The organism is Serratia sp. CY37869 (assembly GCF_052168895.1).
Classification (GTDB): domain Bacteria; phylum Pseudomonadota; class Gammaproteobacteria; order Enterobacterales; family Enterobacteriaceae; genus Serratia; species Serratia ureilytica.
The window spans coordinates 1,006,335-1,029,581 of sequence record NZ_JBJNLU010000002.1; the positions used below are offsets into that span (position 1 = coordinate 1,006,335).

A 23,247-nucleotide genomic window follows, 5' to 3' on the forward strand; every position below is an offset into this window, starting at 1 on the left:
TTGTGTTAAACGGCTTTAAGGTTTAATGACAGGCCCTGACCGACGCCGACGCACATTGTGACCAATGCGTTGCCGGCCTGCCGATCGCGTAATTCCAGCGCCGCCGACAGCACCAGGCGCGTACCGGACATTCCCAGCGGATGGCCGAGCGCGATGGCGCCGCCGTTTGGGTTGACGCGCGCGTCGCCGGCGTCGATGCGCCAGTGTTTCAGCGCCGCCAGAACCTGCGCGGCGAAGGCTTCGTTAATCTCGATGATGTCAAAATCATTCAGCGTGAAACCGCCGCGCTGCAGTAAGCGCTCGGTGGAAGCGATCGGCCCCAGCCCCATCAGCGCCGGCGCGACGCCGGCGGCCGCGCTGTCGCCGATCTCCGCCAGCGGTTGCCAGCCCTGGCGTTTCACGTAGCGTCCGGAGGCCAGCAGCAGCGCGGCGGCGCCGTCATTGATGCCGGAAGCGTTGCCGGCGGTGACCGAACCACCGGCGGCGAAGGCCGGTTTCAGCGCCTGCAACTGCTGCAGCGTGCTGAGCCGGGGGAATTCGTCCTGTGCGAATATGCGGGTGGTTTTACGATCCGCCGGCACATCCACGGGCGTGATTTCCCGCGCCAATCGACCACTGTCGATCGCCCGGCGGGCTTTTTGCTGCGAGCCCAACGCGAACAGATCCTGTTCCTCTCGCGAGATACTCTGCTGTTGGGCCACGTTTTCCGCCGTGATGCCCAGCGGATCGCTGCCGTAGCGTTCCGCCAGGCGCGGGTTGACAAAGCGCCATCCCAGCGTGGTGTCGTACAGTTTTACTCCCTTGTCGAACGGCGTTTCGCCCTTGCTCAGCACATAGGGCGCGCGGCTCATGCTTTCCACGCCGCCGGCCAGAATCAGTTCGCTGAGGCCGCTGCGGATTTTCGCCGCGGCGTAGATCACCGCATCCAACCCGGAGGCGCAAAGGCGGTTGAGGGTGATGGCCGGCACCGACTGATCCAACCCGGAAAGCAGCGTCGCCATGCGGGCGACGTTGCGGTTGTCTTCGCCGGACTGGTTGGCGCAGCCCAGCACCACTTCATCCAGATCCTGCTGCGCCGCCGGATGGCGTTGAAACAGGCTGCGAATAATCGTCGCCGCCATATCATCGGGGCGGGTATGCGCCAGGCTGCCGCCATAGGCGCCGATCGCCGTGCGCGTGCCGTCGATCAGATAAACACCGTCATCTTTAATGCTCATCATGGATCCTTAAGGCGTGGTGGTCAGCGCCGGTTGGGCGGCGTGCAGAAGGGTGTAATGCGGCGCATAGCGCGCCGCGTGCAGCAATTGCGCCAGGTTGCTCAGCGTCGTCCTGACATTTTCCTCCCCGAGGCGAGTGAGCCAGCCGAAAATACCGTCGGCGTAGTTCACGCCGGCGACGGCGGCGACATCAATGTCTTCCCGGCTGCAGACGCCGCTTTCCACCATGATCACCGACTCGTTGATCAGGCTGCTGAGCACGCGGGCGACGATCAAGGCCGGGGAATCCTTGATAAATTCCACCTGCGGGATCGCGGTGTGCAGCAGGCGTAAAAACAGCGCCTTATTGGCCGCAGAGGCATGGCGGCTATGTGCCGCCACCAGGTACGCCGTATCGCCGTAGTTCAGGGCGACATCGACGACAAAGGCGTCCGCCGCGGTCTGTTCGGCAAGCTGGTTTGCCGTGCGGCCATCGGTAACGCTGACGGTGAAAGCGTCATTGACCTGAATGGCGGCGCCCAGGTCCGGTAATGTCGGCCGTTGTTCCACGCGCAGCCGCGGCCATTGCAGGGCGGCCCGCTGCTGTAGCAGGGTAAAGAGAGGATGTTCACCGTAAATGCGTAGCGTCTCGACCTCCGCATCGACGGCGGCCGCAAGCGGCGGGGGAGATTCTTCGGCGGAAAAATAGGAGCGGCCGTTCTTTTTGCCCAACAGACCGGCATCGACCAGCGAGCGCTGCAGATGGCCCGGGGTATAGCGCGGATCGTACTGCATGTCCTGCCAAATTTGCCGGCTGACCTGATAGTTGATGTCCTGACCGATAAAATCGGTCAGCTCGAGCGGCCCCATGCGAAAGTGTCCGCCGGCTTTGAGGGCGCGGTCGATCTGCGGCGCACGCGCCACGTGTTCTTCCAACAGGCGGAACCCTTCCAGATAGTAGGGGCGGGCCATACGGTTGACGATAAATCCCGGCGTGGCCTGACAGACGACATCGCGTTTCCCTAACGCCGCCACCAGTTGACGGCAACGTTCGGTGGTGACCTGTGCGGTAAAATAGGCCGGAATGATTTCAATCAGCTTCATCAGCGGCGCGGGGTTGAAAAAGTGCAAACCGATAAAGCGTTCGCTGTGCGTCACCGCCGTCGCCAGCTTATTAAGCGACAGTGAGGAGGTATTGGTGGCGATCAGCGTGTCGGGCTTGACCGTCGCGGCGATGGCCGCCAGCACCTCGAGTTTGGCTTGCTCATGCTCTGCGATGGTTTCGATCACCAGATCGCTGTCGGCGATGGCCCCAAATTCCGCGGAGAACGTCAGATTAGCCAGCACCACGTCTTTGTCCTGCAGCGCGAGCTTGCCCTGTTCCACCTTTTTGTTCAGGTCTTGCACGATAGCGTCGCGAGCTTGATTGAGGGTATTGCCGTTGCGATTATAAAGCACCGTACGAATGCTTTTTTGCGCAAAAAGATAAGCGATGCCTCTGCCCATCGTTCCCGCGCCGATAATCGCAGCCGATTGAATTGCCGCATTACTTTCTGCCATAGAAAATCCCCGTCACTGTATGCCATGCGAAATTCGCAAATGCTTATTATCTCTTTGGATTTACGGCGGCACCGGGTGCCTGTGAGGAAAGTAATTGGCGGTGTCTTGGCTGTCTAACGGTAGAAATGACAGGTTTACCTGCAGACGGGGTTATGCTATTCGCGTAGTTTTGCGGCTCAGCCCAATAAAAAGGCTTATTCTGAGGGAAATAAACCGGGGAATAGCTTTTTTCGTTATAGCGTTCGTATTTTTTATTATATGAAACGGCTATTGGCGCCGGGCAGCGATATCCTATAGTGAGTCTGACCTATCGATAAATCGACATCGCTATTTGGAGAACCTGCGTTATGGATACCCGCACTCAACGGCTCATGGCGGAGGTGATTGGCAGTTTGACCGATCGCGAACGTTTTCTGACCCAACTGGGGCGCTGCGTCGAGGCGCTGGGTTTTGATTATTTCTCCTACATCGTTTTTTCCTGTTATCCGGCGAGCCGGCCAAAAATGCGGGTTGAAGGAACGTTTCCGGCGCGCTATCTCGAGGATTATCGGCGGCAGCGGGCGTATTTGCAGGATCCTGTCATCGAGCGAGCCCACCATTCCACGCTGCAATTCCAGTGGGACGAAAGTTTTTATCACGAGCGGCCGGCGCTTTGGCAGCGCATGTCGCAGTTTGGTCTGCACACCGGGTGGTCGCAATCGGTCAAGGATTGCTATGGCCGCCTGGGGATCCTGACTTTTGCCGGCAAGACGCTGCCGCAGCAAACGCCGCAGGCCGGCGCGGTGAATGAACTCTTTTTCCTTTGGCTGGCGCAAACCGCCCACAAAACGCTGCGTGAAGCGTTGATATCGGTGAACGACGAAGCGATAAAAGATGTACTGACGCTGCGCGAGAAAGATATCTTGCGCTGGTGCAGCGAAGGCAAAACGGCGGAAGAGATCGCGCTGCTGATGGGGGTGAGTGAACGTACGATCAATTTCCATATCGGTAACTCGATTAAAAAACTTTCGGTCGCCAATAAGACCGCAGCCACCGCCAAAGCCGTTTATTTACAGCTGATTTAATTGCGAGAAATAAATAATTAATCGCCTATCAGTTAGCGGCGCGATGTTTATATTTTGTTAAATTAAGCATTGTCCTTATCAGTATTTACCTCCGATCACAAAAGCGTGATAAAGCGGTTCACCGCGCCCGTGCGCGGCAGTACTCTGTAGGCACCCGGTTTACATAGAAAGGATGTGATATGTACAAGACTATTTTAGTGCCGATAGATATTGAAGAGGATCTGTTGACCGAGCATGCGCTGAAGCATGTGGAATATTTGGCGAAGATGTCCGGCGCTAAAGTGCATTTTTTCCATGCGCTGCCGGATGCCTCGGCTTTTGTTACTGCCTATTCGTTCGGTCTCAAGGAGTTTGAGAATCAGGCGGAAGTGAAGGCGGTGGAGAAGCTGAAGAAAATCATGTCGGAAATCGATCTGCCGTTAGATCGCCTCAATTACACCGTCAGCTTTGGCTCTGCGCGCGATCAGGCGCTGGAACTGGCGGAAGAGATCGACGCCGATCTGATCATCATCGGTTCGCGTCGCCCGAGCGTGAAAACTTATCTTTTGGGCTCCAACGCCGCCGCCATCGTTCGCCATGCCAATATATCGGTGATGGTGGTTCGATAATCCTCCTTTAAGCCCGCCGTTTTCATGCGCGTTCTGCGGTCGCCGGTCGGCCGCAGAACGCAGGCTGCTTTATTGCCATCTCAGCCTGAGCTGCTACGATTTTAGCTGACGTTTTTTATGCCGATCGGGCCAGCGGCCTTGCGCATATTCTTTATTTCAGCCAGAAGAGGGGCAGCCATGCCATTAGAAGTCGATGGGATCATCAGAGGCGATCGAGGCAGTGAACCGAGCCATTGGCAACATACGCCAACCAAACCGCTTATCACGCTGACCTGGCATCACACCATCCCCTGGAACTGTTTACGCAATGTCTGGAATGGTCTGGTGGCTGGCGAGCACTGGAACGCGCTCGACGAGTTTATGAATCTGATCGGTGTGCCTAACCGCGCCGAGGTGCTCAAACAGATCAAGAATGAAAATCTGCAGGATCGCGATGGGTTACATACCCTGGTGACCTGGCAAGGCTGGAATATCGTCGAGGGGCCGGGTAACGAATATCGCGCGCAGGGTGACGATCCCGGTGAAAATTTCGACGACTGGTCCGGCAAAGGCATGAGCACGAATCAGCAAGCGACGCTACAGCAGGTCAAAGTGTTGTATCAGGTGATGGCACCGCTGGGAAGCCGCGCGCTGGACGCCGCCAGACAGGCGCCGAACATTACTGCGGAAGAAGCGAGCGTCTTGCAACGAACGATTAAACAGACCCGCCCAACGTTGCGCGGAAAGGAACCGATCCGGTGGCAAGAGGGCATGTGGCACAAAGTGCAACCTGGTAAAGAGGCGAAACATTTCGCCCAATGGGACAGCAAACCCGTGTGGCGCAAGCGCCTGCACAGCGACTTGGCTCAGGCAGGCTAAACTTCGCCCCGCGCCGGATTGGCGGCGCGGGGGCATCAATTCGGCGCTAATCGCACAGCGCCGCTATCTCGTCGTACAGCGTCCTGGGGATTTCCACGCCGTATTGTTCGCTGTGGCGTCGTTGCCGATAGCGCCGCTCGCCGGGAATGCGTGCGCCTTGCGCTTGCATGTCGGCAAACATCGCCTCCGCGCTGGCGAAATACCGCTCCTTATCCGCGCCGAGAAAACGCTCGGGATCCAACGCGATGATCAGTTCACCGCCGTAGGGCGATGAACCCGTGCCGTCGTCATAGGCCAGCGATTCTTTGCTGGTCATGTCGCCGATCAGCGGCCCAGCCAACAATTCAACCATGGCCGCCAGCGCCGAGCCTTTATGGCCGCCGAAAGTCAGCATCGCGCCCTCCAACACGCTGGCGGCGTCGGTGGAGGGGTTGCCTGCCTTATCAATGCCCCAGCCTTCCGGCAGCGGGGTGCCGGCGCGGCGATGCAATTCGATTTCGCCGCGCGCCGCTGCGCTGGTGGCCATGTCGAACAAAAACGGCGGCCGAGCCGGGCGCGGCCAGCCGAAGGCGATGGGGTTGGTGCCGAATAGCGGGCGTGAGCCGCCGGCCGGCGTCACCCAGGCGTGGCTGGGCGTGCAGGCTAAGGCCACTAAACCCTGTTCGGTCAGCGGTTCGATGTCGGCCCACAGCGCGGAGAAATGCACGCAGCGGTTGATCGCCAGGGCGGCGATGCCGTTGGCGCGCACCTTATCGATAAAGGCCGGCAGAGCGGTGCGGTAGGCGAGCAGGGAAAAGGCGCCGCCGGCATCGGCGCGCAAGATGGCCGGCGCCTGGTCGAAGAGCCTGGGTTTCGCATCGGCAGAGACTTTGCCCGCCCGTAATGAGCGGACGCAGCCCAACAGCCGGTACAACCCGTGCGAAGCACAGCCGTCGCGCTCGCCCTGAATGACATTTTGCGCCACTGTCTCGGCATGCGCCTGATTGAAGCCGTTGCAGCGCAGTGCGCGTAGCGCCAGTTGATAAGCGTGTTCCAGCGACAAAACGTGCATGGTTGTCATTTCGATGTCCTCCCTGGGTCATTCTTCTTCATCGCCGATAAAATTGGCCTGGGGTAAACAGGTATAGGCGCCCCAGTAGTAAATCGCCAGCGCAATCACCGCCATGGTGAGGGTGTCCCACGGATGAGCAATAGCGCCGATGCCGCCGAAACTGCTGAGGTAGGAAAGCGCGATCGTCAGCGCATAGAAGACGATTAGCCACAGCGAGGACCAAATTTGCTGCCTGAGGCTAACGGCGTGGGTCGGCACCTGATTCTTGAACAGGATGTAGATGAAGAACATCAGTATCTGCAAGCCGAGCAGCCAGGAGACGGTGTCCCAGCCGGACCAGAAGACGATTAGCGCCGAAATGATAAATGACAGCGGGCCGAGCACGCAGAAACCGCGCACCCGGAACGGACGCGGCATATCGGGCGCATTGCGCCGCAGCCCGGCGGCGGTGACCGGGGCGATGGCGTAACTCAGCACCAGCGCGGCGGACACCACGCCGATCAGCTTTTCCCACGATGGGAACGGCAGCGTCCAGAAGACCGAGAGGGCGAAGGTGAGCCACAACGCCGGGCGCGGGATACCGGATTCACCATCCACCCGGGTGAACAGTTTGAAGAAGGTGCCGGCGCGCGCCCACCCGTAGATCACGCGAGGCGTGGCGTTCATGTAGATGTTGCCGGTGCCGCTGGGCGAAACGATCGCGTCGCTGACTACCAGAAACGCCAGCCATCCCATGCCGAGCGTGATGGCGATATCGCGGAAAGGCAGGGAAAACTGTTGGCTGATGCCGGCCCAGCCGCCGCTCAGCATCTCGCTGGGGATACTGCCGAGAAACGCTATCTGCAGCAGCACATAGATGATGGTGGACAGCACGACTGACAGGATCAGCGCGATGGGAATGGTGCGCTGCGGTTTTTGCACCTCGCTGGCGACCGAAATGATCGGCGTCAGGCCGAGGTAGGCGAAGATGATGCCGCCGGCGGAAATGGCGGCTTCAACCCCGGCGGAGCCGAAGGGGGCAAAGCCCTGGCTGTGCAGGTTTTCCGGTTTGAAAAAGCTGAACAGCACCACGATCACCAACAGCGGCACCAGAAACTTCAGCACGCTGATGAGATTATTGGATTTGGCGAAGGTTTTGACGCTGTAGTAGTTGAGCGCGAAGAAAAAGCACAGCAGCGCCAACTGCACCAGCCAGCCGAGCGCTGTCGGATCGCCGGAACCCGGCTGGCTGAGGAGCGGGAACCAGGCGGCGGCGTACTGACGGGCGGCGACGACCTCGATAGCGATCAGGCTGGAGAAGGCGATCAGCGTGATAAACCCCAGCAGATAGCCCATCAATTCGCCGTGCGAGAACACCGGATAGCGAATGATGCCGCCGGCGCGCGGCAGGGCGGCGCCCAGCTCGCAGTAGACGATGCCCAGCAGCAGCACCGCCAGGCAGCCGATCAGCCAGGAATAGATGCCGGCGGGGCCGGCGATGGAGGAGACATGGCTGGCGGCGAACAGCCAGCCTGAGCCGAATATGGCGCCCAGACCGATGAACGTCAGATCGGTGAGCGTAAGCTGCTTCTTGAATTTGCCTTGGGTTGTCATGGTATTACCCTTTTGTTATTGAGTGGCAGGCAGATGCGGCCGGGCTAATGTTGGGCAGGTGAAACTATGGGATCTCGGGTGTAAACGCCGTTCACCAGCCGCAGCAGGTTGAGCGGGTTGGCGTCCTGCAGCGGCGGCGGCAGCAGCGCCGCCGGGGTGTTTTGCAGGCAGACCGGCCGCAGGAAACGCTCGATGGCCAGCGTGCCTACCGAGGTGCCGCGTGCGTCGCTGGTCGCCGGATAAGGGCCCCCGTGCACCATGGCGTCGCACACCTCTACCCCGGTTGGATACCCGTTGAACAGCACCCGGCCGGCTTTGCGCGTCAGCAATGCCGTCAGCCCGGCGGCCATATCGAGATCGCCGTCTTCCGCCAGCAGCGTGACGGTCAGCTGGCCTTGCAACGCCGCCAGCGCCGCATGCAGCTGCGCTTCGTTATCTACCGTCACCAGCACGCTGGCCGGGCCGAAGACCTCTGTTTGCAGCAGCGGATCGGCCTGCAGCAGCAATGTTTCCTCCGCCTGATAAAGCTGCGCCGCTGCCCGGTGAGGCAGAATCTCGCGCTCCCCCGCCAGATGCCGTATGTGCGGATGGGCATCGAGCGCGGCCAGCCCGCGCCGGTAGTGTTCGAGCGTGCCGGCATTCAGCATCGGCTGTGGGGGGGCGGCGTCGACCAATGCGCTCATCGTCGCGGCCAACCGTTCGAAGGCGACGCCGCGCAGCGCGACGATCACGCCGGGCTTGGTGCAAAACTGGCCACAGCCGAGCGTGAAGGAGGAGACCAGTTCCTGCGCGATGTGCTGCCCGCGCCGAGCCAACGCCTGCGGCAGGATCACGACCGGGTTAATGCTCGACATCTCGGCGAAGACCGGGATCGGCTGGGGACGCTGCGCGGCCAGATCGAACAGCGCCCGGCCGCCTTGCAGTGAGCCGGTAAACCCCACGGCCTGAATCGCCGGATGCTGCACCAGCTCGGCTCCTACACGGTTGCCGAAGATCATGTTGAAGACGCCGGTGGGCATGCCCATACGTTCCCTTGCGCGCTCGATCGCCTGAGCGGTCAGCTCGGCGGTGATCATATGGCCGCTGTGTGCCTTGAACACGACCGGGCAGCCGGCGGCGAGCGCGGCGGCGGTATCACCGCCCGCGGTGGAAAACGCCAGCGGAAAGTTGCTGGCGCCGAACACCGCCACCGGACCGAGCGCCGTGCGATATTGACGCAGATCGGGACGCGGCAGAGGAGAACGCAGCGGCAACGCGCAGTCGATGCGTACGCCCTCGACGTCGCCGCGTCGCAGCAGCGTGGCGAACAGCCGCATCTGGCCGCTGGTTCTGGCGCGTTCGCCGCTTAACCGCGCCGGCGGCAGGGCGGTTTCCTGCATGGCGAAGGCGAAGAAGGTCTCATCCAACGCGTCCAGCTCCTCGGCGATGGCGTCGAGAAAACTCGCGCGTTGTTCGGCGCTGCATTGCGAATAGGGATCAAAGGCCGCCGCGGCGGCTTCGGCGGCGGCGGCGGTTTCTGCCGCCGTAGCCTGGTGGAAGCGGTAGCCGGTCGGCTGACCGTCGTCGGCGCGCAGGCTGAGCAGCGCCGCTTCTCCCGTAGCACGGCGCTGGCCGCCGATAAATTGTTGGCCGCTGATGGCGGCATCGCGAGCGTTGGGCATGGGTCCCCCCGGTAGAGAAAGTGCGACGCCCGGCGTGGCCGGGCGGTGAAGGCGTTACAGGCCGACGTTCGGCAGCGCGGGACGAGTGGCCAGCGCTTTATCGATCACGGCGTTGATTTCGGTGAGCGTTTCACCCTGCAGCGCCAGACGCGGCGGGCGAGTGATGGCGCTGCCGCGGCCGACCCGCTGTTCGCACAGCTTGATGCATTGCACCAGATCGGGGCGGGCATCGAGATGCAGCAGCGGCATGAACCAGCTGTACAGCGCCAGCGCTTCCTCATAGCGTTTTTCCTTCGCCAGACGGAACAGGGTTTCCCCTTCGCGCGGGAAAGCGTTGGACATGCCAGAGATCCAGCCTTGCGCGCCGACGGCGATGCTCTCCAGCACCACATCATCCAATCCGGCGAACAGTACGAAGCGATCGCCGACTTCGTTGCGCAGATCGATAAAGCGGCGGGTGTCGCCCGACGAGTCTTTGAAACACACGATGTTCTCGCAGTCGACCAGTGAGGTCAGGATGTCGGGCGTGACGTCATTTTTGTAAATGGGAGGGTTGTTGTAGACCATGATCGGCAGATCGGTAGCGCCGGCGACGCTGCGAAAGTGCGCGGCGGTTTCGTGCGGCTTGGCGGAGTAGACCAGCGCCGGCATCACCATAATGCCGTCGACGCCGGCCTTTTGCGCTTCACGCGCCATGTTTTGCGCGAAGGCGGTGGTGAATTCGGCGATGCCGGCGATCACCGGCACTTGGCCGTCGGCGGCGTCCCTTGCCACTTCGATCACCGCCAGCTTTTCCTGTACCGTCATCGAGGTGTTTTCACCGACGGTGCCGCAGACGACCAGGCCGGAGACGCCGTCGCGCACCAGGTTTTTGATCACCGTATGCGTGGCGTCGAGGTCCAGAGAAAAATCGTTGCGGAACTGGGTCGTCACCGCCGGGAATACGCCGCTCCAGCTTAGGGTTTTATGGCTCATCGTGTTTGTCCTGTCGTCCGAAAGTGTTAATAAAAAGTGAATCTTTGGTGAGGCTCACCGACAGATTGACCGGTATTGCACAGGGAGGCTTGACGCTTTTCGCCGATTGCTGCGACGAAATTGGCACAATGGCACCGGAAAGCGGGCATGCAGAAATCGGGCGCCGGTGCGCCATAAAGAATGATTTTAATGCGGTAAATCAGCGAATTAAGCGGAAAGCGTCAGGCGGAAATCGCGCGGCGTGGAACCGGTCATCGCTTTGAACTGACGGCTGAAGGCGCTGTGATCGGTATAGCCGCACTGCAGCGCGATGTCGGTGATCGGCAGCTCGCCCGCCAGCAGTTCCGTGGCCTTTTCCAGCCGCACTTTGTGGATCATCTGGCGCGGAGTGAGGTGGAAGATACGTTTGCAGTAGCGTTCTATCTGCGCCACCGATAACCCGGTCAACGCCGTCAACTCCTCGAGCGCGATCGGCCGGGCGTAGTGGCGGCGGATGTATACGTCGATCGCGGCCAGCCGTTGGTAAGCCGGATGATTGGCTTTGGCCTCTTGCAGATCGTGTGAAATGCCCGCCATTCCGATGATTTTTCCCTGCGCGTCGTACAGCGCCAGCTTTTGCGTCAGGCACCAGCCGGTTTCACGGCCGTTGTACAGGTGCATTTCCAGCTGATCCTGGATCAGCACGCCGTGGCGCAATACCCGCAGATCTTGCTCGGTGTAGCCGGATCCGAGCTGCGCGGGGAAAACGTCGGCGGACGTCTTGCCCAGCAGCGGCGCGACGGTCTTGAAGCCGCAGCGCCTGGCCAGCGTCAGGTTGGCCAACAGGTAGCGCGCCTGGGCGTCTTTGATAAAGAACACCACATTGGGAATCGCGTTCAGCAACGGCGCGATCAGCGCCAGCGTATTGAGCAGATCGCGCAGGTTGTTCGGACGCTGCTGCGCCAGCCCGTCGCACAGGCGCGACAAATGTTCGACGGCGAAAACGTCCTCCTGATCCGGCAGCTCCACCAGGGCAGGCGGTGAGGGAGAAATCTGATGTTGATGGTCTGAAATGGATCGCATAGCAGTCCCTTTTCGGTCGTTAGCCGGAAAAACAGGCGGCCAGGTTGGCGCTTTCGCATCAATATTAACTTTTTTGTAACGAATCAAGCGCTATTTCCGGCTGGCTACCAAATATGCGGATCGCCGCATACTTTTGCCGGACGGCGCGCGCCGGTTGCTTGAAAACTGCGGTATTTCTCGCTACGCAGTGGTCTAGCATGAAAGTAACGTCATGATAAATAAGTTATTGTTATGGTTGCGTTAAACGTATGCCCGTGATGGGCCAGGCTAGCCTGTCCTCATTGTGCTGATTTCTTCATTCGCCACGCCGAAACGCATCAAGCCGTCATGCGCGCATTCGTTCAGGCTAACGCCATTGGTAACATCTCATTAACCCTGGAGACGCCGATGGCACTTTCTGCGCATATCACCGCTTTGCGGGCGATCGATTCTCATACCGGCGGGGAGCCGACCCGGCTGATCGTCGAAGGCTTCCCCGACCTTGGCGAAGGCAGCATGGCGGAACGGCGGGCGCATTTCGCGCAACATTATGACGATTGGCGCTGCGCGGTGATGCTCGAACCCCGCGGCAATGACGTGTTGGTGGGGGCGTTGCTGTGTCGGCCTTGTTCGCCGCAGGCTACCGCCGGGGTGATCTTTTTCAACAACACCGGCTATCTGGGCATGTGCGGCCACGGCACTATCGGGCTGATTGCTTCGTTGGCGCATCTCGGGCGCATCCGCGCCGGGCGTCATCTGATCGAGACCCCGGTCGGCCCGGTGAACGCCACGCTGCATGATGACGGCAGCGTTACCGTAGAGAACGTGGCGGCTTATCGTTATCGCCACCAGGTGCGAGTTGAGGTGGCCGGTTACGGCCCGGTGACGGGGGACATTGCCTGGGGGGGAAACTGGTTTTTTCTCATCGGCGAGTCGCCGTTGACCATCGATAAACACAATCTGGAGGCGCTGACCGCGTTCACCTGGGCGGTCCGGCAGGCGCTTGAACAGGCGGGCATTCGTGGCGAAGACGGCGGGGCGATCGACCATATCGAGCTGTTCGGTGACGATCCGCAGGCCGACAGCCGCAGCTTCGTGCTGTGCCCCGGCAAAGCCTACGATCGATCGCCGTGCGGCACCGGCACCAGCGCCAAGCTGGCGTGTCTGGCGGCGGACGGCAAACTGGCGCCCGATATGCACTGGCGCCAGGCCAGCGTTATCGGCAGCGAATTCCAGGCTTATTACCGCTGGAACGGCGAGCGCATCACCCCCTTTATTCGTGGGCAGGCTTATGTATGCGCCGATAGCCAACTGTTGCTCGACGAACGCGATCCTTTTGTCTGGGGCATACGCTGATGGGCGGCGGACGGGGAGTTGATGCCATCGTGGTGGGTGCCGGCATCATCGGCGCCGCCTGCGCCTGGCGGTTGGCGAGGGAGGGGTACCGCGTCTCGGTGGTGGACGACTGTCGCGCTGGCGCCACCGCCGCCGGCATGGGGCACCTGGTATGCATGGACGACAACCCGGCCGAGCTGGCGTTGAGCGCTTATTCGCTGCGGTTATGGCGTGAAGTGACGGGCCGGATGCCGCAAGCCTGCGCCTGGCGCGGCTGCGGAACGCTGTGGTTGGCGGAGCAAGCGAATGAAATGGCCATCGCCGAACAAAAGCGGGCGCGGCTGGCGGAGCAGGGCGTGGCGGCGGAACTGCTGACGGCGGAGCAGGTTGCCGCCATGGAGCCGATGCTGCGGCAGGGGCTCGCTGGTGGGCTGCGGGTGCCGGGCGACGGCATTTTGTATGCGCCGCAGGCGGCGCGTTGGCTGTTGGCCGACGCTGGCGTGGCGATCGATGTGGTGCAGGGTGAAGCGATCGCGCTGGACGAGGCGGCTGTGCGGTTGGCGGACGGCAGAGAGCTGGCGGCGCCGGTGGTCGTCTTGGCCTGCGGCCTGCGGGCCAATGATTTGTTATCGCAGCCGTTGCTGCGTGCCAAGAAGGGCCACCTGGCGATCACCGATCGTTATCCGCCGCGGGTGCGGCATCAGTTGGTGGAGCTGGGGTATGGCGCCAGCGCGCATGCCAGCGACGGCGCTTCCGTGGCGTTCAATGTGCAGGCGCGGCCCACCGGGCAATGGCTGATCGGTTCTTCCCGCCAGTTCGATTCCGTCGATTCGTCATTGGATATGCCGCTGCTGGCGGCGATGCTCATGCGCGCGCAGCATTTCTTGCCCACACTGGCGCAGCTGAACATCATTCGCTGTTGGACCGGGCTGCGCGCCGCCTCTGCCGATGGATTGCCGCTGTTGGGCGCACATCCGCGGCATACCTGGTTGTGGTTGGCGTTGGGGCACGAGGGGCTGGGCGTCACGACCGCCCTCGGCAGCGCCGCGCTGCTTGCTGCGCAGATCGGCCGGCAGGCGCCGGAGATTGATGATTCCCCGTATTTGGCGGCGCGGGCGTTTGCCGCCGAGGAGTTGTCCGTATGAAAGAGAGGCAAAACACGCTCGCGTTGAGCATCGATGGCAAACCCTACCGGGTGCCGGTTGGCATCAGCGTTGCCGCGGCGCTCAGTTTGTGCGGCGGGGATCATTGCCGGTTGTCGATTTCACGCCAGCCGCGCGCACCATTTTGCGGCATGGGCGTTTGTCAGGAGTGCCGGGTAACCATTAACGGTCTGCGCCGCCTGGCGTGCCAGACGTTGTGCCAATCCGGCATGCGGATTGAGAGGAGCGATGATGAGTGACTTCGATTGCGAGGTGCTGATCGTCGGCGCCGGGCCGGCCGGCATGGCGGCAGCGCTGGCGGCGGCGGAAAACGAGGGGCAGATACGGGTGATCGATGATAATCCGCACCCCGGTGGGCAAATCTGGCGTGATGGGCCGCAGGTGGCTTTGCCTGAAGCGGCGAGACGATATCGGCAGGCGATGGCGGCGCGGGAAAATATTGTGCTGCACTCCGGCTGCAAGCTGGTGGCGCAGTGTGGCGCTAACCGATTGGCGTATGAAGACGCCGAAGGCTGCGGCGTGATTCGCTATCAAAAGCTGATTCAATGCAATGGCGCCCGTGAGCTGCTGCTGCCGTTTCCTGGCTGGACGTTGCCGGGAGTGAGCGGCGCCGGTGGTCTACAGGCGCAAATCAAGCAGGGGCTGGCGATCCGCGGTGAGCGGGTGGTGATAGCCGGCAGCGGTCCGTTGCTGTTGGCGGTGGCGAAAAGTGTGAAACAGGCCGGTGGCGAGGTCGTGCTGGTCGCGGAACAGGCGGCGCTGCGGCGATTGGCGGCGTTCGCCGGCGGCCTGTGGCGTTGGCCGTCCAAGCTGCGTCAGTCGTTTTCTCTGATTCAGCCTCATTACCGTGCCGATAGCCGAGTATTGGCGGCATTGGGGCAAGAGCGTTTGACGTCAGTGCGCGTCGGCAACGGCGGGCGGGAAAGTACGGTGGCCTGCGACAGGCTGGCCTGCGGCTTCGGTTTGGTGGCGAATATTGAACTGGCGATGCTGCTGGGATGCCGGATCGCACACGACGCCGTCGCGGTGGATTATTGGCAGCAAACCAGCCAGGCGCAAATTTATGCCGCCGGGGAGTGTACCGGTATCGGCGGCAGTGAATTGGCGCTCACCACCGGCGCCATCGCCGGTTATGCCGCCACTGGACAAAAGGCAAAAGCCGAATCCCTGACGGTGCAGAGGCGGCGATGGCGGCGTTTCGCCACGTCGACAGCGGCCGCTTTTGCGCTTGATGAACGCATGAGTTATCTGGCCAAACCGCAGACGCTGCTGTGCCGCTGCGAAGACGTCACGCTGGAACAGGTATGCCATCAACCTGACTGGAACACGGCCAAGCTGAGCAGCCGCTGTGGTATGGGAGCCTGTCAGGGCAAGGTTTGCGCGACGGCGGCTCGGCACCTGTTGGGGTGGCCTTTGCCGCCGCCACGCGTCCCTTTAACGCCGGTGCGGACGGAAACGCTGGTTGCTCTGGGAAGGCATTGCAGCGACGACGATAATTGATGGGGCATCGCGGCAGTGGCGTTTCAGTCCAAATCGATTTCGCTGCATCACCACTGTGGCCAATAGTAGGTTTTCTCTCGCCAGCCCTTGCCGTACATGCAAGCCTCGATGGTGGCGTTTCGGGCTGACTGATTGCGATCGGTCTGTACCGTTTTGATCGACGGCTCTTTGTCATAGCGATATCCCGATGGACAATCTTTCTTATTCTTCTCGCAAGGGATGTATTTGTTTTCGTAGCTGAACTCTACGTCCCGCACGACGTCTGGCGGGAAGCGATCGTAGCCCCGACTGCGGCATTCGGCATATTCGGCATTTCGGGTGCTCTCAACTGCGCCGGGTCTTTCCCATTGGGTACAGGCAGTCATCATCAATAACGGTAAAACAATCAAACAACGGTAATTCTTCATGGTGTCCCTAACTCTTCCTCTATCCTGGTGATCACTGACTAGGAATCTTCCCAACCAGCGATGCGAAAAAGTGTAATCAACTGACGGCACAATTGGAAATGATAATGGTTATTGTTTAGGGGTGGTTGAGGCAACGGCACCCTGAAATGCGCCGTCGGCGATAGGGGAGAGGCTTACAAGGGGCTGATCTGACGATGAGAGTGTGTGGGCAGAGCGATTTTATATCTTTTCTCTTTTTGCTGCATGGCCTGGTCATTATCTCAGCGTTATGAGAGGGAAGAACAGTATGCAAGCTAAGTATTTTCTTATCCTGTTTAAATGGAATTTTGAATTAAGATATTTACCCATGGCCAAGTTTTAATGCACGGTATTAATGCTCTATTTTTTTATTTCTGTTTTTTATTGTGCCTTTATTTTCGGAATTCTTCCATTAAATACTTTTTAGTTACAGGGAATTCATTTGCATTTTAAATTTGGATTTTTTAAATTCAGCTCAGATGAGGGATAACCGTTAGCGACAGGTTCAAAAAAGGAGTTTATTTTGTCTGGGATAAAGAAAACGCCTGAAAGCCATGGCGGTTTGCCTTCACCATCAGGGGATTATGATAATTTTAAGCACCTTTCCGATGTTGGCACCGTGTTGGGATATGGGCGAACTCGCTTTTATCAGTGGTGCCGCGGACGCGGATTTCTAACGCCGATGAATGTTCCTTCGCATGAAATGCTCAGTCTGGGATATATGGTGGCAGTGCTGTCAGAGACCGGTCATACCCGGGTTTACGTCACGCCGGATGGCTTCAGCTACGTCAGTGACGCGTTTGCGGCAGATATCCAACGTGGCATGGTAAAGTTTTAAATTTGTAAAAATCGCCTTTATTTCAAGGTCTTTAATACAGAATCTTCTTATCCGGAAAGACGCGCTGGGCGATGAGTGGGAAGTTATCCGATTTTTTCGTCTTTGCGACATGAAGGCTACTGACAGCAGCTATTCTCTTGTTACGATAAGCATTATTTTTTTCAGGAGCCAAGGATGAAGCATTACGCCGCGTTGTTGTTCGCCTCTGCACTGTTGACGGGATGTGCGACCCAAGCCGTACCACCGCAACAGGCTGAATTACCGCCCCCAAGCCGTCTGATGCTTTATCAGAATATCCCGGATACGCCATACGCCACGGTGGTGGTGGTGCGCGACAGTGGAATGCTGGCGGGTAGCTGCCGCACCGGCGTTTATGTGAATGGGGAGTTCGCTGCTTCGCTGGGCGCGAAAGAAAAAGCGGAGTTTCGCGTGCCGCCGGGCAATACTTCGGTGAGCATCGGGCAAGATATGATAGAGAACTCTCTGTGTATTTGGCGAGATACCAGCGGCAGCGTGCCGATGACGCTGCGCGCCGGTGAAAGCCGCTATCTGCGTATCGCCGGCGATCGGCAGAGAGGCTTCGTTTTGCAGGCAGGGCGGCCGTAACCGCCCAGGCAAGGGCGTTAACGTCCTTGCCACCATCCCCACAGCGTAATTAATAGCCACGCCGCCGCAATCCAGCACAGTACCGCCGCCCCCAGCGCTAACGACAGCCGCAGACTGTTAATCAGGAAATACAGCGAAATCAAATACACCAGATAGGGCAACACCGCCCACATGCCGAAAATCAGCGTCGTTTTCAGCGCCGCTATTGAACGTTCGCTGCCGACAACATAATGCGCAATCAAAGCGAAAGTGGGGAAGAGCGGGACTAAACCGGCGATATAATAGTTGCGCGTTTTGGCCAGCAGGCCGATCAGAACCACGACCAGCGCGCCTATCAGCGCTTTGACAAAGATGCCCATAACGGTCTCGGGTGTCGGGGGAAAGCCAACACACTGCCCGAAAGCCTGAGCAGAATCAATGGCGTATTGCGTAGTGCGGGGAAAAACAGACCCGCATGAATCGCGGGTCTGAGCGGCAACGTTTACTGGCGGTAAGCGTGCTTGATTTGCTGAATGCTGTTCTTGAAGATTTCCGCCTGAGTCGGATCTTCAATCTGGGCGATGAAACGTTCCATGTTGATGATGACTTTCCCGGCATCGGCCTGGCCGATCGACTTCAGGATCAGCGTCAGCGTGGCTTTGAGGCAGGCAACCTCGGTCGCCAAGATCTCCGGGTTTGCAGACGTAGTGAAATCAACGTTGCTCATTTTCTCTCCTGATTTTTGAGGCCGTAGCCTGATACAAGCTGCTTTAGCGCACCGCGCGCGGACTATAGGCAAGTTGCCCACGCACGGCGGCGAATTTAACTGGGCGCGGAGTATAGCATAGCATGCGTCAGCCATCTGCACCGGGCTTGCTCTGGCGGCGCTGGTGGGTGAAGTTTGCTCATTGCACGTCCGGGTCATCCATTGTCGGCCAGTTATTTCGAGGCGGTTAACAAGTATTTGCCCGGCTCGTTATTGTTGAACAATCGGGGTTATTATAATTATTAGGGGCGGGTGGCACTGATTTTGCTGGCGTTGGTCGGTAATAATAGTTTTGTACGCCGGCTGTCAGGCTCGCGTTGGCCGCGGCTTTAAATATCAAATGATTACAAACAGCCAACAGCCGTGTTAATATTATTCATGTCGTGATTGCTTACACAGATTTCTCCCTCGCGGCATGATTGTCGCGCTATCCTGTGTCTGACGCAGCGCGACGAAATTATTTTCGTCGCTCGATCTTTTCCGACGTGACGATTTATCGGCGGCATAGACGGCTAAAATTGAAAAATCAGCTATGCTCCGCAAAGTTATTCGGAAGTATGTATTAATCTGTGTTCATTCTTGTCTGAAAAACAAGTAATATCTCTGGCGAAAACAGAGGCTGATTGCGTTACTCCCTTTTTTTGGAGAATTTTCCTTGATTAGCGTTCTTCTTGTTGATGACCACGAACTGGTGCGCGCAGGGATACGACGCATTCTTGAAGATATCAAAGGTATAAAAGTTGTCGGTGAGGCCCAGTGCGGTGAAGACGCCGTAAAATGGTGCCGTGGCAACGCTGTCGATATCGTGCTGATGGACATGAATATGCCGGGCATTGGCGGGCTGGAAGCCACGCGCAAGATTGTGCGTTATGCACCCGACGTCAAAGTCATCATGCTGACTATCCATACCGAAAATCCCTTGCCCGCGAAGGTGATGCAGGCGGGTGCCGCCGGCTACCTGAGCAAGGGCGCCGCGCCGCAGGAAGTGATTAACGCCTTGCGTTCCGTGCATGCGGGGCAGCGCTACATCGCGTCTGACATCGCCCAGCAAATGGCTCTGAGCCAGCTGGAGCCGCAGGCCGAAACGCCGTTCAGCTGCCTGTCTGAGCGCGAGCTGCAGATCATGTTGATGATCACCAAAGGCAAAAAAGTGAATGAGATCTCGGAGCAACTGAGTCTCAGCCCGAAAACGGTGAACAGTTACCGTTACCGTATGTTCAGCAAATTGAATATCAGCGGCGACGTCGAACTGACCCACCTGGCCATCCGACATGGATTGTTCAATGCGGAGACGTTGTTAAGCAGTGAATGACCGTTTTGATGCCAAAGCTTTCCTGAGTACCGTCACCAGCCAACCTGGCGTCTATCGTATGTATGACGCCACTGGCACGGTGATCTACGTCGGTAAAGCCAAAGACCTGAAAAAACGTCTCGCCAGCTATTTTCGGCAGCAGGTCAGCAGCCGTAAAACCGAAACGCTGGTTAAAAATATCGCGCAAATAGACGTAACGGTTACCCATACCGAAACAGAAGCGCTGTTGTTGGAACATAACTACATTAAATTGTACCAACCGCGATATAATGTTCTTTTGCGAGACGATAAATCTTATCCGCTGATTTTTCTCAGCGCCGATACCCATCCCCGTTTAGCGGTGCATCGCGGCGCCAAACACGCCAAGGGCGAATATTTCGGTCCTTTTCCCAACTCTTACGCCGTGCGCGAAACGCTGGCGCTGCTGCAGAAGCTGTTCCCGATCCGCCAGTGCGAAAACAGCGTGTATCGCAACCGCTCGCGCCCGTGTCTGCAGTATCAGATCGGCCGCTGCCTGGGCCCTTGCGTCGCCGGCCTGGTGAGTGAAGAAGAGTACCGGCAGCAGGTGGACTACGTACGGCTGTTTCTTTCGGGCAAAGATCAACAGGTGTTGCACCAGCTGATTGCCCGCATGGAAGAGGTCAGCAAGCTGCTCAATTTCGAAGAGGCGGCGCGCATACGCGATCAAATTCAGGCCGTGCGCCGCGTTACCGAGCGGCAGTTCGTGTCGGGCGACAGTGACGATCTGGATGTCATCGGCGTGGCGTTCGACGCCGGTATGGCATGCCTGCACGTGCTGTTCATCCGTCAGGGCAAGGTGTTGGGCAGCCGCAGCTATTTCCCTAAGGTGCCGGGCGGTACGGATATGAGCGAAGTGGTGCAGACTTTCGTCGGCCAGTTTTACCTGCAGGGCAGCCAGGCGCGCACGCTGCCCGGCGAGATCCTGTTGGATTTCAGCTTGCCGGAAAAGGACCTGCTCGCAGAATCGCTCTCCGAGTTGGCGGGGCGCAAGATCCAAATTCAAAGTAAGCCGCGCGGCGACCGCGCCCGTTATCTGAAGCTGGCCCGCACCAACGCGGCAACGGCGTTGACCACCAAGCTTTCGCAACAGTCGACGATCCATCAGCGGCTGGCGGAATTGGCCAAGGTGCTGAATCTGGCGGAAATCAATCGTATGGAGTGCTTCGATATCAGCCATACCATGGGCGAACAGACCGTAGCTTCGTGCGTGGTGTTCGACGGAAACGGCCCGGTGCGTTCGGAGTATCGGCGCTACAATATTAGCGGCATCACCCCCGGCGATGACTACGCGGCGATGACGCAGGTGCTGAAACGCCGTTACGGCAAAGCGCTGGAAGAGAAAAAAATCCCGGATGTCATTTTCATCGACGGCGGCAAAGGGCAGCTCGGCATGGCGATCGACGTGTTCAACTCGCTGAACGTCACCTGGGACAAGAATAAACCGTTGCTGATCGGCATCGCCAAAGGCGCCGATCGCAAGGCCGGGTTAGAAACGTTGTTCTTCGTGCCGGAAGGCGAAGGGATTTCGTTGCCACCGGATTCGCCGGCGCTGCATGTGATCCAACACATCCGCGATGATTCACATAATCATGCGATTACCGGTCACCGGCAAAGAAGGGCGAAAGTCAGAAATACCAGCGCACTGGAACTGATTGAGGGCGTAGGGCCGAAACGGCGCCAGGTGCTGTTGAAGTATATGGGCGGACTGCAACCTTTGTTGAACGCCAGCGTGGAGGAAATTGCAAAAGTGCCGGGTATTTCACAAGCATTGGCAGAAAAGATCTACAATGCATTGAAACACTGAGGGCAATGTAGCAACATACTCTTAATTTCCACTTTAGCCAGATAGTTACCGTAGCATTATGCAATTGAATATACCGACTTGGCTTACCCTGTTTCGCGTAGTTCTGATCCCATTCTTTGTGCTGGCGTTTTACCTGCCGTTCAGCTGGGCTCCGATGGTTTGCGCCGTTATCTTTGTGTTTGCCGCTGTCACCGACTGGTTTGACGGTTTCCTGGCGCGCCGCTGGAAACAAACGACGCGCTTCGGGGCGTTTTTGGATCCGGTCGCGGACAAAGTGATGGTGGCGGTAGCGCTGGTGCTGGTGGCGGAGCACTACCACAGCTGGTGGATCACGCTGCCGGCGGCCACCATGATCGCCCGCGAAATCATCATTTCGTCGCTGCGCGAGTGGATGGCGGAAATTGGCAAACGCAGCAGCGTGGCGGTGTCCTGGATCGGCAAAGTGAAGACCATGGCGCAGATGATGTCGCTGGTGGGCTTGCTGTGGCGCCCGGATCGCTCTGTGGAATATGTGGCGATCGGCTTGCTGTATATTGCGGCGGTGCTGACTTTCTGGTCGATGTTCCAATATTTGAACGCGGCGCGTAACGATTTGCTGGAACCGTGATCGATACGCTGCAAAAAGCGGCAAACGATCGTGATGGGCCAACAATTTTATTGACTCATCACGTCAGGTAAGTAGAATGCATCGCATCAGACGACAACGATGAATTGCCGAAAGATAGCAAAGAAATCAGTCAGTTCTGGTAATGCGGGAATAGCTCAGTTGGTAGAGCGCAACCTTGCCAAGGTTGAGGTCGCGAGTTCGAGCCTCGTTTCCCGCTCCAAACATTAGCCTGTTGAATCCCCGTGATTCGGCTGGTAAGGAAAAGGGGCTTCGGCCCCTTTTTCGTTTTCTGCTTCTGCGCCATTCGGCGAAACCTTTCTTCATCTTCCCATATCGATTATTGACTCTCCTCACGTATCTTTCCTGTCGTTGTCATACTGCTGGATGCAGCCGTTAAACGGTGAAACAATAATTTGATACGTCGGGCGGTTCGCCATGCAAGAAGAAAATAACGCGGCATATGACACCATCCGAGCTCTCAGGCACAGCCAGGCTGCGCTGTCGCCTCGCCAAATCGCTGGGTTATCGGCAAAGTGAAGCGGTAGGTCCGCCTTTTGGAACCGGGCATAGGAGGATGTATGGAGTCTGGTGCTTTAAAGCATCTGATAAGAACGGCGGCGGGATGTGCGCTGTTCTTCGGCCTGGTCGCCCCGCCGTTGGGGGGCGTGCTCATGTTTCTGCTAATGGCGTTCGGCAGCGGTGAGTGGGTGGGAATAAGTCTGCTCGATGCCGGCGATTTGCTGGGCATGGCGGGGTTTATCGGCATTTTTTCTTATGCGCTCGGTTTTTTGCCGGCATGTTTGGCGGGGGCTGTCGCCGGTATCGCCCATTCAGGCATTCGCCAATTGCGGTGGTTTCTGCTGTTGTGTGCGGTGGTGTCCGCCATTGCTCCCGGGTTGCTGAATGCCGATCAGCGTATTTTTGGCGCGATCGCGGTCTTACCGGGAATGTTCGCCGGGTTTTTATGGTGGCGCCGGAGATTGCGTGATGCCCCGACTGATGAGGTTTTGCACGATAGCCCTTCGCCATAAGCAAGCGAAAAGCCGGGGAGGGCCATTCCTGTCGAGAAAAAGAACCGTTTTGCCCGTGAATTCCTGAGCCGATGCATATAATATCAACATTCCGCTTGCCTTTTCGTTGGCATTGTGAACAGTGCGCCCACAAAATAAGCAGTTGAAAGCGTTAGAGAACTTTTTGCTATTTCGGGGGGTTGCCAAGGTGGGGGGTTTAGTCCATAATGCAGTCCATCGATTCGGCAGTAACGAAATAAATTACTTAAGAATC

23 protein-coding genes and 1 tRNA gene are annotated in these 23,247 nt (G+C 58.5%); 14 read left to right on the forward strand and 10 right to left on the reverse strand.

Features of this window, described 5'->3' with window-relative positions; genetic code table 11:
* Nucleotides 1-5: 5 nt before the first annotated feature.
* Together ACJ8J1_RS15145 and ACJ8J1_RS15150 are read right to left on the reverse strand one after the other, a co-directional pair.
* The gene (locus tag ACJ8J1_RS15145) at nt 6-1,217 is read right to left on the reverse strand and encodes an acetyl-CoA C-acyltransferase (protein WP_033642620.1); all 1,212 of its coding nucleotides are present in this window, start codon (nt 1,215-1,217) and stop codon (nt 6-8) included.
* Nucleotides 1,218-1,226: 9 nt separating this feature from the next.
* A complete protein-coding gene (locus tag ACJ8J1_RS15150; protein WP_033642621.1) occupies nt 1,227-2,756 on the reverse strand; it encodes a 3-hydroxyacyl-CoA dehydrogenase NAD-binding domain-containing protein in 1,530 nt (509 codons plus the stop codon).
* A gap of 347 nt (nt 2,757-3,103) precedes the next feature.
* On the opposite strand from ACJ8J1_RS15150, the gene ACJ8J1_RS15155 reads away from it, so the two are divergent.
* The 3 genes from ACJ8J1_RS15155 to ACJ8J1_RS15165 all read left to right on the forward strand — a co-directional run bounded on the left by ACJ8J1_RS15155 (nt 3,104) and on the right by ACJ8J1_RS15165 (nt 5,286).
* Complete coding sequence (locus ACJ8J1_RS15155; protein WP_033642622.1) at nt 3,104-3,820, forward strand: autoinducer binding domain-containing protein; 717 nt, start codon at nt 3,104-3,106, stop codon at nt 3,818-3,820.
* A 179-nt stretch (nt 3,821-3,999) separates the two neighbouring features.
* Nucleotides 4,000-4,428, forward strand: a complete 429-nt coding sequence (locus ACJ8J1_RS15160; RefSeq protein WP_033642623.1) for a universal stress protein — start codon at nt 4,000-4,002, stop codon at nt 4,426-4,428.
* Nucleotides 4,429-4,605: 177 nt separating this feature from the next.
* Nucleotides 4,606-5,286, forward strand: coding sequence for a hypothetical protein (locus ACJ8J1_RS15165; protein WP_033642624.1), 681 nt, complete (start codon nt 4,606-4,608; stop codon nt 5,284-5,286).
* 46 nt (nt 5,287-5,332) lie between these two features.
* Here ACJ8J1_RS15165 and ACJ8J1_RS15170 read toward each other — a convergent pair whose 3' ends face one another.
* The 5 genes from ACJ8J1_RS15170 to ACJ8J1_RS15190 all read right to left on the reverse strand — a co-directional run bounded on the left by ACJ8J1_RS15170 (nt 5,333) and on the right by ACJ8J1_RS15190 (nt 11,628).
* Nucleotides 5,333-6,346 (reverse strand): Ldh family oxidoreductase, encoded by a 1,014-nt coding sequence (locus tag ACJ8J1_RS15170; protein WP_033642625.1) that lies wholly within the window; start codon nt 6,344-6,346, stop codon nt 5,333-5,335.
* An 18-nt stretch (nt 6,347-6,364) separates the two neighbouring features.
* Nucleotides 6,365-7,930 (reverse strand): APC family permease, encoded by a 1,566-nt coding sequence (locus ACJ8J1_RS15175; protein WP_442520378.1) that lies wholly within the window; start codon nt 7,928-7,930, stop codon nt 6,365-6,367.
* Nucleotides 7,931-7,974: 44 nt separating this feature from the next.
* Entirely contained in the window at nt 7,975-9,591 is a 1,617-nt protein-coding gene (locus tag ACJ8J1_RS15180; RefSeq protein WP_033642627.1) for an aldehyde dehydrogenase (NADP(+)), read from the reverse strand.
* Between the two features lie 54 nt (nt 9,592-9,645).
* Entirely contained in the window at nt 9,646-10,566 is a 921-nt protein-coding gene (locus ACJ8J1_RS15185; protein WP_033642628.1) for a dihydrodipicolinate synthase family protein, read from the reverse strand.
* Between the two features lie 207 nt (nt 10,567-10,773).
* Nucleotides 10,774-11,628: an AraC family transcriptional regulator gene (locus ACJ8J1_RS15190; protein WP_033642629.1), complete on the reverse strand. Its 855-nt coding sequence runs from the start codon at nt 11,626-11,628 to the stop codon at nt 10,774-10,776.
* A gap of 387 nt (nt 11,629-12,015) precedes the next feature.
* Between ACJ8J1_RS15190 and ACJ8J1_RS15195 the strand changes: the two genes are divergently transcribed.
* From ACJ8J1_RS15195 to ACJ8J1_RS15210, 4 genes are read left to right on the forward strand one after another with little or no spacing between them, the layout of a single operon-like run.
* A complete protein-coding gene (locus tag ACJ8J1_RS15195; RefSeq protein WP_033642630.1) occupies nt 12,016-12,963 on the forward strand; it encodes a 4-hydroxyproline epimerase in 948 nt (315 codons plus the stop codon).
* On the forward strand, nt 12,963-14,087 hold the full coding sequence (locus ACJ8J1_RS15200; RefSeq protein WP_033642631.1) for an NAD(P)/FAD-dependent oxidoreductase: 1,125 nt from the start codon (nt 12,963-12,965) through the stop codon (nt 14,085-14,087). The genes ACJ8J1_RS15195 and ACJ8J1_RS15200 overlap by 1 nt, the downstream gene beginning before the upstream one ends.
* Nucleotides 14,084-14,344 carry a (2Fe-2S)-binding protein gene (locus ACJ8J1_RS15205; protein WP_033642632.1) on the forward strand — a complete coding sequence of 87 codons (261 nt, stop codon included), beginning with the start codon at nt 14,084-14,086 and terminating at the stop codon, nt 14,342-14,344. The genes ACJ8J1_RS15200 and ACJ8J1_RS15205 overlap by 4 nt, the downstream gene beginning before the upstream one ends.
* A complete protein-coding gene (locus tag ACJ8J1_RS15210; RefSeq protein ID WP_442520379.1) occupies nt 14,337-15,605 on the forward strand; it encodes an FAD-dependent oxidoreductase in 1,269 nt (422 codons plus the stop codon). The genes ACJ8J1_RS15205 and ACJ8J1_RS15210 overlap by 8 nt, the downstream gene beginning before the upstream one ends.
* 47 nt (nt 15,606-15,652) lie before the next feature.
* Here ACJ8J1_RS15210 and ACJ8J1_RS15215 read toward each other — a convergent pair whose 3' ends face one another.
* Complete coding sequence (locus tag ACJ8J1_RS15215; protein ID WP_033642634.1) at nt 15,653-16,012, reverse strand: hypothetical protein; 360 nt, start codon at nt 16,010-16,012, stop codon at nt 15,653-15,655.
* 541 nt (nt 16,013-16,553) lie between these two features.
* Between ACJ8J1_RS15215 and ACJ8J1_RS15220 the strand changes: the two genes are divergently transcribed.
* Together ACJ8J1_RS15220 and ACJ8J1_RS15225 are read left to right on the forward strand one after the other, a co-directional pair.
* Complete coding sequence (locus tag ACJ8J1_RS15220; RefSeq protein ID WP_033642635.1) at nt 16,554-16,868, forward strand: hypothetical protein; 315 nt, start codon at nt 16,554-16,556, stop codon at nt 16,866-16,868.
* A gap of 174 nt (nt 16,869-17,042) precedes the next feature.
* Nucleotides 17,043-17,474 (forward strand): hypothetical protein, encoded by a 432-nt coding sequence (locus ACJ8J1_RS15225; RefSeq protein ID WP_033642636.1) that lies wholly within the window; start codon nt 17,043-17,045, stop codon nt 17,472-17,474.
* Between the two features lie 17 nt (nt 17,475-17,491).
* Here ACJ8J1_RS15225 and ACJ8J1_RS15230 read toward each other — a convergent pair whose 3' ends face one another.
* Both ACJ8J1_RS15230 and ACJ8J1_RS15235 read right to left on the reverse strand, forming a co-directional pair.
* Complete coding sequence (locus ACJ8J1_RS15230) at nt 17,492-17,833, reverse strand: GlpM family protein (RefSeq protein ID WP_033642637.1); 342 nt, start codon at nt 17,831-17,833, stop codon at nt 17,492-17,494.
* Nucleotides 17,834-17,955: 122 nt separating this feature from the next.
* Complete coding sequence (locus tag ACJ8J1_RS15235; protein ID WP_004927950.1) at nt 17,956-18,180, reverse strand: DUF2594 family protein; 225 nt, start codon at nt 18,178-18,180, stop codon at nt 17,956-17,958.
* A 694-nt stretch (nt 18,181-18,874) separates the two neighbouring features.
* Between ACJ8J1_RS15235 and uvrY the strand changes: the two genes are divergently transcribed.
* From uvrY to ACJ8J1_RS15260, 5 genes are all read left to right on the forward strand, one after another.
* Complete coding sequence (gene uvrY, locus ACJ8J1_RS15240; protein WP_004927947.1) at nt 18,875-19,531, forward strand: UvrY/SirA/GacA family response regulator transcription factor; 657 nt, start codon at nt 18,875-18,877, stop codon at nt 19,529-19,531.
* Nucleotides 19,524-21,356, forward strand: a complete 1,833-nt coding sequence (uvrC, locus tag ACJ8J1_RS15245; RefSeq protein WP_071991642.1) for an excinuclease ABC subunit UvrC — start codon at nt 19,524-19,526, stop codon at nt 21,354-21,356. The genes uvrY and uvrC overlap by 8 nt, the downstream gene beginning before the upstream one ends.
* A gap of 58 nt (nt 21,357-21,414) precedes the next feature.
* Nucleotides 21,415-21,963, forward strand: a complete 549-nt coding sequence (gene pgsA, locus ACJ8J1_RS15250) for a CDP-diacylglycerol--glycerol-3-phosphate 3-phosphatidyltransferase (protein ID WP_033642639.1) — start codon at nt 21,415-21,417, stop codon at nt 21,961-21,963.
* Nucleotides 21,964-22,107: 144 nt separating this feature from the next.
* A tRNA-Gly gene (locus tag ACJ8J1_RS15255) sits at nt 22,108-22,183 on the forward strand.
* Nucleotides 22,184-22,541: 358 nt separating this feature from the next.
* The gene (locus tag ACJ8J1_RS15260; protein ID WP_033642640.1) at nt 22,542-22,994 is read left to right on the forward strand and encodes a hypothetical protein; all 453 of its coding nucleotides are present in this window, start codon (nt 22,542-22,544) and stop codon (nt 22,992-22,994) included.
* The last annotated feature ends 253 nt before the right edge of the window (nt 22,995-23,247 follow it).